The organism is Micromonospora sp. NPDC006431 (assembly GCF_042870725.1).
Taxonomy (GTDB): domain Bacteria; phylum Actinomycetota; class Actinomycetes; order Mycobacteriales; family Micromonosporaceae; genus Micromonospora.
Map to the genome: position 1 here is coordinate 202,664 of NZ_JBIAHQ010000007.1, position 16,571 is coordinate 219,234.

4 protein-coding genes are annotated in these 16,571 nt (G+C 74.0%); all 4 read left to right on the plus strand.

Features of this window, described 5'->3' with window-relative positions; genetic code table 11:
• Positions 1-107: 107 nt before the first annotated feature.
• Genes ACFYM6_RS15540 through ACFYM6_RS15555 form a run of 4 tightly spaced genes read left to right on the plus strand, consistent with a single transcriptional unit; the run spans position 108 to position 16,504 of the window.
• Entirely contained in the window at positions 108-260 is a 153-nt protein-coding gene (locus ACFYM6_RS15540) for a hypothetical protein (RefSeq protein ID WP_387275872.1), read from the plus strand.
• Positions 257-12,238, plus strand: a complete 11,982-nt coding sequence (locus ACFYM6_RS15545) for an amino acid adenylation domain-containing protein (protein WP_387275873.1) — start codon at positions 257-259, stop codon at positions 12,236-12,238. The genes ACFYM6_RS15540 and ACFYM6_RS15545 overlap by 4 nt, the downstream gene beginning before the upstream one ends.
• Entirely contained in the window at positions 12,235-15,444 is a 3,210-nt protein-coding gene (locus ACFYM6_RS15550; RefSeq protein WP_387275875.1) for an amino acid adenylation domain-containing protein, read from the plus strand. The genes ACFYM6_RS15545 and ACFYM6_RS15550 overlap by 4 nt, the downstream gene beginning before the upstream one ends.
• On the plus strand, positions 15,437-16,504 hold the full coding sequence (locus ACFYM6_RS15555) for a TauD/TfdA family dioxygenase (protein ID WP_387275877.1): 1,068 nt from the start codon (positions 15,437-15,439) through the stop codon (positions 16,502-16,504). The genes ACFYM6_RS15550 and ACFYM6_RS15555 overlap by 8 nt, the downstream gene beginning before the upstream one ends.
• Positions 16,505-16,571: the final 67 nt, after the last annotated feature.

The following is a 16,571-nucleotide window of genomic DNA, read 5'->3' on the forward strand; positions in this document are numbered from 1 at the left end:
CGGCACCGAAAGCATCGACAGCCGACACAATCCGGGGATCCCCCAACCAAGATCATCAGTGCCATGATGTCGACGGGCTTCTCCTATTAAGGATCTACATCTGTCACATGAACAAGCTGATCACGAGGGCTGGCACGCCACGTCAACCGGCCGGCATGGACAGGTTCGCCCTACCCGACTACGAGCAACTGGTGGAACGGGCCGGCGCGTTGGCGGCGCTCCTCCGGCCGGTGCTGACGCAGAGAAGGCACACTCGATGACCGACGTCCTGAGGTCCCGGCAAGCGACGCCCGTCGCGCGGCCCCGGGTCGACTCCGAGCGCCCCGTTGGCCCCGTCGCGGCCTCGTACGCGCAACGCCAGATGTGGTATCTGAGCCGGCTCGACCCGGAGGCGGCCACCTACCTGGTGCCGCTGGCGTACCGGCTGCACGGACCGCTGGACTTGGCGGCTCTGTCGGCGGCGCTCGACGGGTTGGTGGCCCGACACGCCGCGCTGCGCACCACCCTCGCACCGGCGGCGGACGCCGCGGCCGGGTCGCCGGGTCCGGACGGTGCGGTGCAGCGCGTGCGCCAGGTGGTCCACGACCCGCGCCCGGGGCTGTTGCGGGTGCACGACCTGAGCGGGCTGCCCACCTGGCAACGCGACCAGGAGCTGCAGGCCCGGCTCGACGCCGAGGCGCGCACCCCGCTCGACCTGGAACACGGACCGGTACTGCGGGCCAGCCTGCTGCGCTGCGCGCCGGAGGAGCACGTGCTCCTGCTGACGCTGCACCACGTCGCCGTCGACGAGTGGTCGCTGAGCATCCTCCACGACGAGTGGGAACAGCTCTACACCGCACACCGCACGGGGCAGCCGGCGGACCTCGACCCGGTCGACGTCGACTACCGCGACCACGCGGCGTGGCAGCACGACTGGCTCAGCGGTGCGGAGGCGGCCGCCCAACGCGCATACTGGCGCGCGCAGCTCGCGGACGCGCCCGCCGTCCTCGAACTGCCCACCCGCGGGCCACGGCCCGCCGTGCCGTCCAGCGCGGGGTCCACCCTGTCGGTCCCGCTGGACGTGCCCACCGAGGCGCTGATGGCGCTGTGCCACCGGCTGGGCGTCTCCCCGTACATGGTCATGCTCGCCGTGGTGCAGGTGCTGCTGGCCCGCTGGACGGGACAGCGCGACATCGTGGTGGGCACGCCCACCGCCAACCGGCAGCGGCCCGAGGCGCAGAAACTCGTCGGGCTCCTGCTGAACACCGTCGCCATCCGCGCCCGGCTGGACGACAACCCGTCGTTCGAGACGCTGCTCGACCGGGTGCGTACCGCGGTCCTCGAGGGCCTGAGCAACGAGGAGCTTCCCTTCGAGGCGCTGCTCGAGTCGCTGCGCCCGGCCCGCCGGCCCGGCTTCACCCCGCTGTTCCAGGTGATGTTCGTGTACGGCCGCGAGGCCGCACCGCCGCGCCTCGACGGCCTTGAGGTCACCCCGCTCGAGGCGCCCGGCACCACGGCCAAGTTCGACCTCACCGTCTCGGTACGGGAGAACACCGACGGCGTGCGGACCGTGCTGGAGTACCGCACCGACCTGTTCGACGACGGCGCGATGGTCCGCCTCGCCGGACACTTTCAGACGCTGCTGCGGTCGCTGGTGGCCGACCCGGGCGCACCGGTCGGCGCGGCCGCGATGCTCACCCCGGGCGAGTACCGGCAGCTCATCGCGGAATGGAACCGCACCGCCACCCCCGCCGAGCCGGACGACCTGGTCCACGTGCTGATCGAGCAGCAGGCGCGCCGGACCCCCGACGGCGTGGCGGTGACCGACGGCGACGCCGCGCTGACCTATCACGAGCTGCACACGCGGGCCGAGGCGCTGGCGGAGACGTTGCGCCAGCGGGGCGTCGGCATCGGCGGCCTGGTGGGCGTGCTGCTGCCCCGCGCGGTCCCGTTCGCCGTGGCGGTCCTCGCCGTGCTGAAGACCGGCGCGGCCTACGTGCCCATGGATCCGGCCAACCCGCCCGCCCGACTGCGCTATCTGCTCGCCGACACGGCCGCCCCGGTCGTCCTCACCTGCGCCGAGCTGGCGCACCTGGTGCCCGACGACACGGCGCTGCTGATGCCGGCTCTGGACACCCCGGTCACGCAACCCGACCCCGATCGTGGCAACGGCAGTTCGGGCGGTGGGCCGAAGCGGCGGCCGCGGCGACGGCCGACGCCGTCGACGGAGGACCTCGCGTACGTCATCTACACCTCCGGGTCCACCGGCCGCCCCAAGGGCGTCATGGTCACCCACCGCGGCGTGTGCAACTACGTACGCTGGGCGGCCCAGGCCTACCGGCTGCAGCCCGGAGACACGGTGCCGCTGCACTCGTCGATCGGGTTCGACCTGACCGTCACGAGCCTGCTGGTCCCGCTGACCAGCGGCGCCACCGTCCTGATGATCGGCGAACACCTCGGCCCGGAGGCGCTGGGTGAGGCGCTGCGCCGGCAGCGGACGCCGTTCGGGCTGGTCAAGATCACCCCGGCGCAGCTCGACCTGGTCAACCACCAGCTCCGCCCCGCCGAGCTGGCCGGCCGCACCCGGTGCTTCGTCATCGGCGGGGAGAACCTGCGCGCCGACCAGGTGGCGCCCTGGCGGGCCCACGCCCCCGCCACCGCGCTGGTCAACGAGTACGGGCCGACGGAGACCGTGGTCGGCTGCGCCGCGTACGAAGTCGAGCCGGCCACCCCGGGCGACGGCTCGATCGCCATCGGCCGGCCGATCGCCAACACCGAGCTGTACGTGCTCGACACGTGGGGGAACCCGGTCCCGGCGGGCGTGGTCGGCGAGCTGTACGTCGGCGGAGCCGGCGTGGCGCGCGGCTACCTGCACCAGCCGAGGTTGACCGCCGAGCGGTTCGTCCCGGACCCGTTCTCGGCCGTCCCCGGCGCGCGGCTGTACCGTACCGGCGATCTGGTGCGCATGTGCCCGGACGGGAACCTCGAATACCTGGGCCGCACCGACAACCAGGTCAAGCTGCGTGGCTACCGCATCGAGTGCGGCGAGATCGAGGCGGCCGTCCGGCGGCACCTGCCGGACCGCGACGTGACGGTGCAGCTGCGCCGGGACGACCCCGACGACCCGCAGCTCGTCGCGTACGTGGCGGGCGTCGCGAACGCCGGCCACGACACCGGGATCCTCCGGACGGCCCTCGCCGCCGACCTGCCGTCATACATGGTTCCCGCCGCGTTCGTCTTCCTCGACGCGCTGCCGCTGACCGGCAACGGCAAGGTGGACACGGCCGCACTGCCCGCCCCCGGTCGCGCACCGGACCTGCCGCGGCAGCGCCTCGCGCCCCAGCAGGACCAGCCGGGCACGGCCGAACGATCTGGGCCCGCCGGCCCCGGGCCGGTCCAGTGGGACGCCACCCGGATTCACCTCGAACGGCTGGTCGTGGACGTGTGGCGCGACGTGCTCGGTGTCGACCGGGTCGGGGTGCGGGACAACTTCTTCGACCTCGGCGGCCACTCGATGCGCCTGCTGGCCGTCCTCGAGCGGCTGCGCGCACAGCTCGGCGACGTCGTCACGGTCACCGACCTGTTCCGGAACCCCACCGTCGAGTCGCTGGCGGTGTTCCTCACCAACGCCACCACCGGGACGGCGAGCGCCCCGGCCGCCCCACGCCCCGCGCCGGCCCGCGTCGCACACGCCGGCGCGAGCGACGACACCGGGCAGCCCAGCGGCCTGATCGCCGTCGTCGGCATGGCCTGCCGCTTCCCCGGCGCCCGGAGCCTCGACGAGTACTGGCACAACATCCGGACCGGCGTGGAGTCGGTCCAGGAGTTCACCGTCGAGGAGATGCTGGCCGACGGCGCGGACCCGACCCGGCTCGACGACCCGGCGTACGTCCGGGCCGGTACCTACCTGCCCGGCATCGACCAGTTCGACGCGGCCTTCTTCGGCATCACGCCCCGCGAGGCGCAGACCCTCGACCCGCAACACCGGCTCCTGCTGGAATGCGCCTGGCACGCGCTGGAGCACGCCGGCTACGACCCGTCCGGCCACCCCGGCCGGATCGGCCTGTTCGCCGGGTCGGGTCGCAGCAGCTACCTGCTCGACCATCTGAGCAGCCACCCCGAGCTGATGAGCGCCCTCGGCGAGCACCAGCTGTCCCTCGGCAACGACAAGGACTTCCTGCTCAGCCGGGTCGCCTACAAGCTCGACCTCACCGGTCCCGCCGTCACCGTCGCCACCGCCTGCTCGACCTCGCTGGTGGCCGTGCACCTCGGCCGGCAGAGCCTGCTGACCGGCGAATCCGACCTGGTCCTGGCCGGCGGCGTGAGCATCTTCCCCGCGCAGCGACGCGGCTACCTCTACCACGACGGTGGGATCTACTCCCCCGACGGGCACTGCCGCCCGTTCAGTGCGGACGCGCGCGGCAGCATCGAATCCAGCGGTGTCGGGATCGTCGTGCTCAAGCGACTCGAGGACGCCGTCGCGGACAACGACACCGTGTACGCGGTGATCCGCGGTTCCGCCATCAACAACGACGGGGCGCGCCGCACCGGGTACACGGCGCCGGGCGTCGACGGCCAGGTCGAGGTGATCAGCAGCGCCCTCGCGACGGCCGGGGTGGACCCCCGTTCGCTGAGCTACGTGGAGGCCCACGGAACGGGCACCAGCCTCGGCGACCCCATCGAGGTGACCGCGCTGACCGAGGCGTTCCGGGTCGGCACCGACGACCGCGGCTTCTGCGCCCTCGGCTCCGTCAAGGCCAACATCGGGCACACCGACGCCGCCGCCGGTGTCGCCGGCCTGATCAAGACGGTCATGGCGCTGTACCGCCGGACGCTCCCCCCGACGATCAACGTCAGCCGACCCAACCCGGCGATCGACTTCGAGGGCAGCCCGTTCTATCTCAACGACACCGCCCGCCCGTGGCCCGGCGACGGCCCTCGCCGGGCGGGGGTCAGCTCGTTCGGCATGGGCGGCACGAACGCCCACGTCGTGCTGGAGGAGCCGCCCGCCACGTCGCCCGACGGGCCGCCGGAGACGCCGGCCACGGGGCCGCAGCTGCTGGTCGTGTCGGCCCGTACGACGGAGTCGCTGGACCGGCAGACGGGGCAGGTCCGCGACTGGCTGGACGCGCACCCGGCGGTGAACCTCGCCGACGTGGCGGCCAACCTGGGCCGGCGGCAGTCGATGAGTCAACGTCGTTTCCTCGTCGCGGCGGACCGCGCCGACGCGCTGGCCGCGCTCGACTCGCCGCAACGGCAGTTCACCGGCGCCCACGCGGGCGGGCGGCGACCGCTGGTGTTCGCCTTTCCCGGCCACGGCGCCCAGCACGTGGCGATGGGCGCCGGCCTGTACCGCGCGGAACCGACCTACCGGGCCGTGGTGGACGAGTGCGCGGAGCTGCTCCGCGATGACCTGCGGGTGGACCTGCGTACCCTGCTCTGCCCGGCGCCCGACGCACCCGAGCAGGCCGAGCGGCTGCTCGCACAGCCCCGGCTCATCCAGCCCGCGCTGTTCGTCACCGAGTACGCCCTCGCCCGGACGCTGCTCGCCCGGGGCGTGACCCCGGACCTGATGGTGGGGCACAGCCTCGGCGAGTACGTCGCCGCGTGCCTCGCCGGCGTCTTCTCCCTGGCCGACGCGTTGCGCCTGGTGGCCGCCCGCGGTGAGCTGGTCGAGCGGACCCCGGCCGGGGCGATGCTCGCGGTGAGCCTGCCCGAGACGGCGGTGGCCGGCCTGCTCGACGACCGGGTGTCGCTCGCCGCCGTCAACGCCCCCGCGCTGTGCGTGCTCTCCGGCGACCCGGAGGCGATCGGGCAGCTTCGCCTGCGGCTGACGGCTGACGGCATCGACTGCCGGCCGCTGCGGGTCACCCGCGGCTACCACTCCGCCCTGCTCGACCCGGTGCTCGACGAGTTCGCCGACCACGCCCGCTGGGTCACCTACGCCGAACCCGAACGCCCCTACCTGGCCAACCTGACCGGCAGCCCGGTCACTCCCGGCCAGGTCACCGATCCCGGCTACTGGGTGCGGCACCTGCGGGAGCCGGTGCGGTTCGCCGAGTCGGCCGCGCTGCTCGCCGAGCAGGACGTGGTCCTCGCCGAGCTGGGCCCCGGGCACGCCCTGGGCGGCCTGGCCCGGTTGGCGGGCCTGAAGCCCGGTCAGGTGGTGGCGGCGATGCGGCATCCGCGCAGCGACGCCGACGACCTCATCACCATGCTCGACGCGGTCGGCCGGATGTGGCTGTCCGGCGTACCGGTCGACTGGAGCCGGTTCCACGGCCCGCGCCGGCGGCTGGCCCTGCCCGGCTACCCGTTCGAACGGCACCGGCACTGGGTGGACGCCGTGCCGCGCACGATCGCGGCGGACCCCGCACCTGCCCTGGTGGCCACCGCCCCGGCCACGCCGGACGCGCCCGAGCCCGTCGATGCCGGCAACCGGCCGGCGCTCAGCACGGCCTACGTCGCCCCGAACACGCCCATGCAGGAGCGCGTGGCGGAGATCTGGAGCGAGCTGCTCGGCATCCGGCCGGTCGGGGCGCTCGACAACTTCTTCGAGCTGGGCGGGCATTCGCTGCTCGCCACCCAACTCGTCGTACGGTTGCGGGCCCGGCTCGGCGTGGCGCTGCCGCTCGAGACGGTCTTCGCGCAGCCGACCGTCGCGCAGCTCGCGGCGGCGCTGCCGGCGACCGGCACCGCACCCGCCCGTCCCGTGGACGTTCCCGCCGAGCAGCCCGCCGCCGCGCCGGCCCCGCCGGCCATCCCCCGCACCGATCCCGGCACCGGTCCGGCGCCGCTGTCCTCCGGGCAGCACCGGCTGTGGTTCCTCGACCAGGCGTACCACCAGAACGCCTACACCGTCAGCACCACGCTGCTGCTGGACGGCACCCTCGACGTCGACGCGCTGCGCGGCGCCCTCGCGGAGCTGGTCCGGCGGCACGAGTCGCTGCGTACCGTCTTCCCGCTCGGCCCCGACGGCGACCCGGTTCAGGAGGTGCTGCCGCCCGGCCCGGTCGAGCTGGCGATCAGGTCCGCGCCGGCCGGTGCGGAGACGGACCCGCTCGGGGGTACCCGCAGCATCGTGGAGTCCGCGGTCGCCGACGCGGTGCCGCCGTGGGTGCACCAGGCCCTCGCCGCCGACGTCCGACGCCCGTTCGACCTGGCCCGCGGGCCGCTGTTCCGGGCCGTGCTGCTCCGCATCGCCGACGACCGGCACGTGCTGTCGCTGACCATGCACCACAACGTCTCCGACGGGTGGTCCCTCGGCATCATCGCCGGCGAACTGGCCACGCTCTACGACGTCGTCCTCGACGGCCGCCCCTCGCCGCTGCCCGAACTGGCCATCCAGTACGGCGACTACGCGCGCTGGCAGCGCAACCGGATGGCGGACGCCGACAGCGACGACATGCGGTACTGGCGCCGGCAACTCGACGGCGTGGCCAGCGTCCTGGAGGTGCCCGCCGACCGGCCGCGGCCGCCCGTGCAGACGTTCGACGGCGCGGTCAGCACCCTCGTCCTGCCTTCGCAGACGGCCGACGAACTGCGCCGCTTCAGTCAGGCCCGAGGCGCCACGCTGGCGATGACCGTGCTGGCCGCGCTGAAGGCCCTGCTCTGGCGCTACACCGGTCAGGCCGACATCTGTGTCGGCACCCCGGTCGCCGGACGGGTCCGCGCCGAGCTCGAACCGATGGTCGGCTTCTTCGTCAACATGCTGCCGTTGCGCACCGTCATCGACGGCGACTGGACCTTCGACGAGCTGCTCACGCGGGTGCGGCGCACGGCGCTGGGCGCGTACGACCACCAGGAGGTGCCGTTCGAGCGCCTCGTCGACCTCGTCGACGCGCCCCGCGACCTCAGCCGGAATCCCCTGTTCCAGGTGATGTTCAACATGCTGAACGTGCCCGAGCAGGACCTGCGGACCACCGGGCTGCGGATGGTCCAGTTCGCCGTCGAGCCGGGCATCGCCCAGCAGGACCTCGCCCTGTACGCGTACGAGGTGGCCGAGGGGCTGCGGTTCCGGCTGGAGTACAACACCGACCTGTTCGACGCGGCGACCGCCGAGCGGATGATGGGGCACCTGGCGACGCTGCTCGCCGCCGCCGTCGCCGACCCCGGCGTCCGGCTCGCGGAAATGGCCGTCCTCACCCCCGCCGAGCTGGCCCGCGTCGCCGAATGGAACGACACCGCCACCCCGCTCGGCTGGGGCACGCCGGGGCGCGACGGGAAGACACCGACCCTCGTCGAGCTGATCGAACACCAGGCCGCGGCGAACCCCGACCGGCCCGCCGTGACGTTCGGGGCGACCACGCTCACCTACGCCGAGCTCAACGCCCGGGCCAACCGGCTCGCCCACCGGCTCCGCCGCGCCGGCGTCGGCCCGGACATCACCGTCGCCGTCTGCCTCAATCGCACGCCCGAACTGCCGGTCACCCTGGTCGGCGTGCTCAAGGCCGGCGGCGCGTACGTCCCGGTAGACCCCGACTACCCGATCGAGCGGCAGCGGTACGTGCTGACGCACAGCGCCGCCCCGGTCCTGGTCACCGAGGCGGACCTCGCCGACCGGTTCGCCGGGTACGCCGGCGAGGTGCTGCACAGCGGCCCGGCGTCCCTGGCCACCGAGCCGGACACCGACCCCGAGCCCCTCGCCGGTCCGGACGACCTCGCGTACGTGATCTACACGTCCGGGTCGACGGGACGCCCCAAGGGCGTACGGGTGACGCACGGCGCCGTCGTCAACACGCTGGCCGCCATGCGCGAACGGCCGGGTCTGACCGCCGACGGCACCATGCTCGCGATGGCCAGCTTCGCCTTCGACATGTCCGTACCGGAGCTGTTCCTGCCCCTCGTGGTCGGCGCCCGGATGCTGATGGTGGGCCGCGATGTCGCCTACGACGCGAGCCGACTGGCCGAACTGCTCGCCACGGAAGGGGTCACCCTGGCTCAGGGCACCCCGGCCACCTGGCGGCTGCTGATCGAGTCCGGCTGGACCGGACTGCCCGGCCTGACGGCCGTGTGCGGTGGCGAGGCGGTGTCCGCGCCGCTGGCCCGGCAACTGGCCGAACGGGTCGGCGCGCTGTGGAACCTCTACGGTCCGACCGAGGCCGCCGTCTGGTCCACCATGGAACGCATCGAGCCCGGCTGCACGCATCTCACCATCGGCCGCCCGATCGGCAACATGCGGATCTACGTGCTCGACCCGCAGCTGTCCCCCGCCCCCGTGGGCGTCCTCGGTGAGCTGTACCTCGGCGGGGCGGGACTGGCCCGCGACTACCACGGCGACCCGGCGCTGACCGCGCAGCGGTTCGTGCCGGACCCGGACGGCGGCGGGCGGCTGTACCGCACCGGCGACCTCGGCCGCTACCTGGCCGACGGCCGCATCGAGTTCGTCGGCCGCAGCGACTCGCAGGTGAAGGTGCGCGGATTCCGTATCGAACTCGGCGAGATCGAGGCGGTGCTGCGCCGCCACCCGTCGGTACGCGACACCGCCGTCGTGGTCCGCGAGGACGAGGGTGAGAAGACGATCACGGCCTACCTGACCCTGACCACCGCAGCGGAACCCGACCCGGCCCCGGAGACGACGCCGCAGGTCACCGCCGACTTCGACGCCGACCCGGCGCCGTGGCGCGCCTTCGCCCGCACCTACCTGCCGGACTACATGGTGCCGTCCGCCTTCGTGGTGCTCGACCGCATGCCGCTCAACGCCAACCGCAAGGTCGACCGCGCGGCACTGCCCGCGCCCCGACGCGGCAGCGCCACCGTCGGCGCCACCCCACCGGACACCCCGCTGCGGAAGGCCCTGGCCGAACGGTGGGCGGCGGTGCTCGGCTACGACAGCGTCGGCATCGACGACGACTTCTTCGACCTCGGCGGCGACTCCTTCAAGGCCATCAAGGCGCTGGCGGGGAACGACCCGGCGATCAGCGTCCTCGATCTGTTCCGCTACCCGACGATCCGGTCGCTGACCGAGCACCTGGACGCGACCGGCGGCTCCGTCGGGCGGCTGCTGCACGAGCTGACCCCGTCCCGACCGGCGACGCCGACCCAGCTGACGCTGCTGTGCGTACCGTTCGGCGGCGGCAGTGCGATCACCTTCCAGCCCCTCGCCGACGCCCTCCCACCGGGGGTGTCCCTGTACGCGCTGGAACGGCCCGGTCACGACCTGAACCGCCCGGACGAACCCCTGCTGGGCCTGGACGAGCTGGTGGACCGCTGCGTGGCCGAGGTCCTCGACGGCATCAAGGGCCCGGTGGCGGTGTACGGACACTGCGTGGGCGGCGCCGAAGCGGTGGAGCTGGCCCGCCGGCTCGAAGCAGCCGGCGTCGACCTGACCGGGGTGGTCATCGGCGCCCACTTCCCCGCCCCGAGACTGCCCGGGCGGCTGTTCACCTGGCTGCGCCGGTGGTTCCCGTTGGAACGCTGGACGTCGAAGCGGCGGACCCTGGAAGCGCTGCGCGCGATGGGCTTCTTCACCGAGGTCTTCGACGAGAACGAGAAGGACTTCGTCATGCGCGTGGTCCTGGCCGACTCGGCGGCCGGCGAGGACTACTACACCGACGTCTACGCCAACGGCCTGCCCCGGAAACTGTCGGCCCCGATCGTCTGCGTCGTCGGCAGCGGCGACCGCGCCACCGAGCTGTACCAGGAGCGGTACCTGGAGTGGGAGTTCTTCTCCGACCGGGTGTCGCTGGAGGTCATCGACGGCGCCGGCCACTACTTCGCCAAGCACCAGCCGCGCGAGCTGGCGAGCATCATCCTGGCGAACTGCGGCGCGTCGACCACGGCATCCCCGCCGCGGGCCGACGCCCCGGAGACCGACCCCGCGCCCACGCCGCTACCCGAGCAGCCGGAGCACGTCGCTGCCGTCCCGGCCGCACCGGCCGCCCACCGGCCCGCCGCGCGCCGGGCGATGCCCAGCCTGACGGTGTTCTACCTGATCGCGATCGGTCAACTCGTCTCGCTCATCGGCAGTGGACTGACGGGCTTCGGCATGAGCCTGTGGGTCTACCAGCAGACCCGGTCGGTGTCGCTGTTCGCCACGGCCACCGTCCTGGCGCTGCTGCCCGCCGTGGTCCTCTCCCCCATCGCCGGCGCGCTGGCGGACCGGTGGGACCGACGGCGGATCATGGTCCTCGCGGACACTCTGGCCGCCACCGGCACCGTGAGCCTCGCCTTCCTGCTGTGGTTGGGGCAACTCCAGCTGTGGCACGTGTTCACCGCCATCACCGTCACCGCGGTGGCGACCGCCTTCCAGCAACCCGCCTACCTGGCGGCCGTCACCCAACTCGTACCGAAGCGGTACTACGGGCGCGCCAACGGCATCGTCTCCCTCGGCACGGCGACGAGCACCGTGCTGGCGCCGCTGGTCGGCGGCGCGCTGGTGATCGCCGTCGGGCTGCGCGGGATCGTCGTCATCGACCTGCTCACCTTCGCCGTCGCGGTCACCGTCACCCTGTCGGTCCGCTTCCCGGACACCCTCTTCGTCAGGCGCGAGGAGCCGTTCCTGCGGGAGATCCTCGGCGGCTGGCGGTTCATCATCCGCCGGCATGGCCTGGTGGCACTGGTCGTGCTGACCGCGTCGCTGAACTACTTCTTCTCGATGGTCGAGGTCCTGGTCACCCCGCTGACCCTGTCGTTCGGCGACCCGGCCGTACTGGGCCGGGTGCTCGCCGCGAGCGGGGTCGGCATGCTCGTCGGCTCGGTCCTCATGGGCGTCTGGGGCGGCACGGCTCGGCGTACCACCGGCATCCTGGCCAGCGTCGTGCTCCTCGGCGCGTCACTGCTCACCGTCGGCCTGCACCCGAGCCCGCTGTTCCCGACCCTCGGCCTGTTCGGCATGGGCCTGGCCACCGCGCTGGTCAACACGCACTGGCTGGCCATCGTGCAGGCCAAGGTGGGGCTGGAGCTGCAGGGACGGGTCCTGTCCATGGGCCAGATGCTGTCCTGGCTGATGGTGCCGGCCGGTTTCCTCACCGCCGGCCCGCTCGCGGAACACGTCTTCGCCCCGATGGTGTCGCCCGACGGTGCGCTGGCCGCCGTGGTCGGCAGCGGACCGGGCCGCGGCATGGCCGTCGCGGCGATCGTGGCGGGACTCTGTTCCCTCGCCCTCGCCGCCGCCGGCATCGCCTACCGACCGATCCGCAACGTCGAGGACGAACTGCCCGACAACGACCCCGGCGCCGTCATCCTCGCCGACAAGGACCGCCTGCAGGAGGCCGCCGACCGCCAGCTCGCGCTGCACAAGAGCGGAGGTCCACGCCGGTGAGCGCACCCACCCGACCCGCCGGCCCCACCCGCCGGGCCGCGGGCCGGCGCCCGAGCGGCGCCGCGCCTGCCGCGGACTGCCTGCACCGGATGGTGGCGGCGCAGGCCGCCCGCACCCCCGACGCGGAGGCGGTACGGCACACCGACCGCACCCTGTCCTACCGTGAGCTCGACGACGCCGCCAACCGGCTGGCCCGGGTGCTGCTGCAGCGCGGGGTGACCCAGGAGGAACGCGTCGGCGTCTGCCTGCCGCGCACGCCCGAGCTGGTGGTCGCCCTGCTCGCCGTGCTCAAGGCCGGCGCCTGCTACGTGCCCCTGGACCCGGCCTACCCGCCGGCCCGGGTGGCGTTCATGACCGCCGACTCCGGCGTGCGGCTGGTGCTGACCCACTCCGACCTCGCCGACCGGTTCCCCGACACCGCGATCCCGGTCGACCGGCTCGACCCGACCGAGGACAGCACCGACCCGGCGGCACCGGCCACGCCGGCGGACCTGGCGTACGTCATCTACACCTCCGGCTCCACCGGGCGACCCAAGGGCGTGGCCATCGAACACCGGTCAGCCTCGCTGCTCATGCACTGGGCCCGACAGACCTTCGACGACGCCGAACTGGGCGGCCTGCTCGCCGCCACCTCGGTCTGCTTCGACCTGTCCATCTTCGAGATCTTCGCCCCGCTCTGCTGGGGCGGCCGGGTGGTGCTCGTCGACAACGTGCTGGCCCTCGCCGCCCCCGGGGCGGACCGGCTGCCCGTCACCCTGGTCAACACCGTCCCCTCCGCGATGGGCGAACTGCTCACCGCCGGCGCCCTACCGCGGAGCGTGCGCACCGTCTGCCTGGCCGGCGAGCCGCTCACCGCCGCGCTGGCCGCCCGGGTGTGGTCCCGCCCGCACGTACGCCGGCTGTGCAACCTCTACGGCCCGTCCGAGGACACCACCTACTCCACCTGGGCGGAGGTGCCACCGGACAGCGGAGACCCGCCGATCGGCCGCCCGCTGCCGCAGACCCGCGCCTACGTCCTCGACCCGGACGGGCAGCCGGTCCAGCCGGGCGATCCGGGCGAGCTCTACCTGGCCGGGGCGGGCCTGGCCCGCGGCTACCTCGACCGGCCGGAGGAGACCCGGGCCCGGTTCCTGCCCGACCCGTTCCGGCCCGGCGAGCGGATGTACCGCACCGGCGACCGGGTCCGGCTGCGACCGGACGGGCAGCTGGCGTACCTGGGTCGGCTCGACGACCAGGTGAAGCTGCGGGGCTACCGGATCGAGCTGGGCGAGGTCTCCGCCCGCCTCGCCGCCCTGCCCGGGGTCCGCGAAGCGACCGCCGCCGTACGGGAAGGACCGAGCGGTGATCCGCTGCTCGTCGGCTACCTGGTCGGCGAGCGACGCGACGACGTACGCGCCCGGCTGGCCGAGGTGCTGCCCGCGCCCCTGGTCCCCGCGACCCTGGTCTGGCTGGACCGGCTGCCCACCCTGCCCAACGGCAAGGTGGACCGCGCCGCCCTGCCCGCCCCCACCCTCGGCGACGACACCGCACCCGACACCGGACCGCTGCCCGGGACGGCCGGCGCGGTGGCCGCCGTCTGGCGCGAGGTGCTCGGCGTACCCGTCACCGGCGCCGACAGCGACTTCCTCGCCCTCGGCGGCGACTCCCTGCTCGCGGTCCGCTGCGCCACCCGGCTCGCCGCCGCGACCGGCCGGCCGGTCCGACCCGCCGACCTCTTCACCCACCCGACCCTCGCCGCGCTGGCCGACCACCTCGACGGGCTGACCACCGACCCGCCGCCGGCCAGCGCGCCGGCCGCCCCGGCGCCGACCGGCCCCGCCCCGCTGTCCGCCGCGCAGACCCGGCTCTGGTTCCTGCACCAACTCAACCCGGACGACACCTCCTACCTGCTCGCCTTCGCGATCCGGTTCGCCACGCCGCTGGACCCGGACCGGCTGGCCCGGGCGCTGCGTCGAGTGGTCGACCGGCATCCGGCCCTGCGCACGACGTTCCCCTCCGGACCCGACGGGCCGGTGCAGCACCTCCACCCCACCCCGGAGGTGGCACCGGTCGTCGCGCCGCCCGACGCGGGCGCGCCGCTCGACGACCGCCTCACCCGGCTCGCCGCCGCAGCCACCCGGTCACCGATGGACCTGGCCGCCGGTCCACTGCTGCGCGCCCAGCTGGTGCCGGACGACACCGGCCACGCGGTGGCGCTGCTGCTGGTCGTCCACCACATCGTCTGCGACGACTGGTCCTTCGGGGTGATCGTGCGGGACCTGGCCCGCGCGTACGACGCCGAGGCGGACCCGGCCACGGCGGCGACCGAACCCATGGCAGTCGACCCAGCGGCGCTCGCCCTGATCGAGCGGGACTGGCTGGCCGGACCGGCCGGGCGGCAGGCGGTGGCCGACGTGCTGGATGAAGTACGCGATGCACCGGACCTGCTCGACCTTCCCTCGGCCCCGCCCCGCCTGGGCCGGCTCGACCGATCCGCCGTCCCGGCCCGGCCGGATCTGCCGCCGCCCGCCGCGCGACCCGGCGACGGCCCGCCGTCGGGTGCCGCGCTGCGGACCACCGTGGACACCGCCACCGCCCAAGCGGTGCGAAACCTGGCCCGGGCCGAGCGGGTCAGTCTGCACATGGTCGGGCTGGCCGCCTTCGCCGCCCTGCTCGGCACCGCCACCGGCCGACACGACCTGCTGGTCGGCGTCGCGTTCGCCGGCCGGACCAGCGTCGCCGCCGAGCAGAGCGTCGGCTGCTACGTCAACACCCTGCCGCTGCGGCTGCGGCCCGCCCCCGACCGCCACTTCGCCGACCTGCTCGACGAGGCCCGCCGGGTCACCCTGTTCGCCGCGGCCCACCAGGACGTCCCCTTCGACCTGCTGGTGGAGCGGCTGCGGCCCACCCGCCGGCCGCACCGCAACCCCCTCGTCCAGGTGGCCTTCGGCGTGCAGAACGCCCCGCCGGCCCGGCATCACGGCGCGGCCGGGGAGTTCACCGGCGTGGAACTGACCCCGGACACCGCCCGGCTCGACCTGACCCTCTGGCTCGACGAGCGGCGGGACGGGCTGGAGGCGCTCTGGACCTACCGCACCGACCTGTTCGACCACGACGGAGTGGTCGCGTGGCACCGGCGGTTCACCGCGCTGCTGCGTACCGCCGCCGCCGACCCCCGGCGCAGTCTGGCCGACTGCGCCGACACCTTTGGAGCGAAAGATGAGTGAGCAGACCCGGGTCGCGCGGACCATCCCCCGTCGCGGCCGCGACCGGAACCTGGTGGACGTGCGGCCCGACTGGCCCGGTGGCCCGCTGCCGGCACTGGTGCAGGCCAACGTGCCCGACATCGACCTGGCCGGCTGGCTAGCCGGCCACCGCGACGACGTCGACGAACTGGCCCGCCGGGCCGGAGCCGTGCTGTTCCGCGGCTTCGCCGTGGCCGGCCCGGACGACTTCCGCACCGTGATGGCCGCCGTCTCCGGCGACGTGCTCTCCTACGGCGAACGCTCCTCGCCGCGCAGCAAGGTCACCGAGGGGGTGTACACCTCCACCGAGCACCCCGCCGACCAGCCGATCGTGCTGCACAACGAGCAGTCGTACACGGTGAACTGGCCGCTGCGCATCGTGTTCCACTGCGAGGTGGCGCCGGCCGCCGGCGGGCGCACTCCGCTGGCCGACAGCCGCCGGGTGCTCGCCCGGCTCCGCCCAGAGACGGTCGCCGAGTTCGAACGGCGCGGGGTGCTCTACCGGCGCAACTACCTGCCCGGCATCAGCCTCTCCTGGCAGACCGCGTTCCAGACCGAGCGGCGCGAGGACGTCGAGGCGTACTGCGCCCGGGCGCTGATCGACGTGGAATGGGTCAGCGACCAGCAGCTGCGGACCCGGCAGGTCCGCCCGGCGGTACGCCGCCACCCGGTCACCGGAGAGCGGACCTGGTTCAACCACGCGCTGTTCTTCCACGTCACCTCCCTGCCCGAGGACGTCGGCGCCGGCCTGCGGGCCGCCCTCGACGAGGAGGACCTGCCCTACCAGACCGCGTACGGGGACGGCACGCCCATCCCCGACGAGGTGCTGGCCGAGCTGCGGGCGGCGTACGCCGCCGAGACCCGCTCCTTCGAGTGGCGGCGCGGCGACGTGCTGCTGGTGGAGAACATGCTCGCCGCGCACGCCCGGGAGCCGTTCACCCCGCCCCGACGGATCCTCACCGCGATGTCCGACCCGGTCGCCGCGCCCGAGCTGACCGAGGCGCTCCGCTCCGGCACGGCCACGACGGGAGACCGGCCGTGAGCGCGAGGAGTGAGCCGGGCCTGCGAGCCCCGCAGCCGCGAACGAAAGGTGGCGCCGTGAGCGCGAG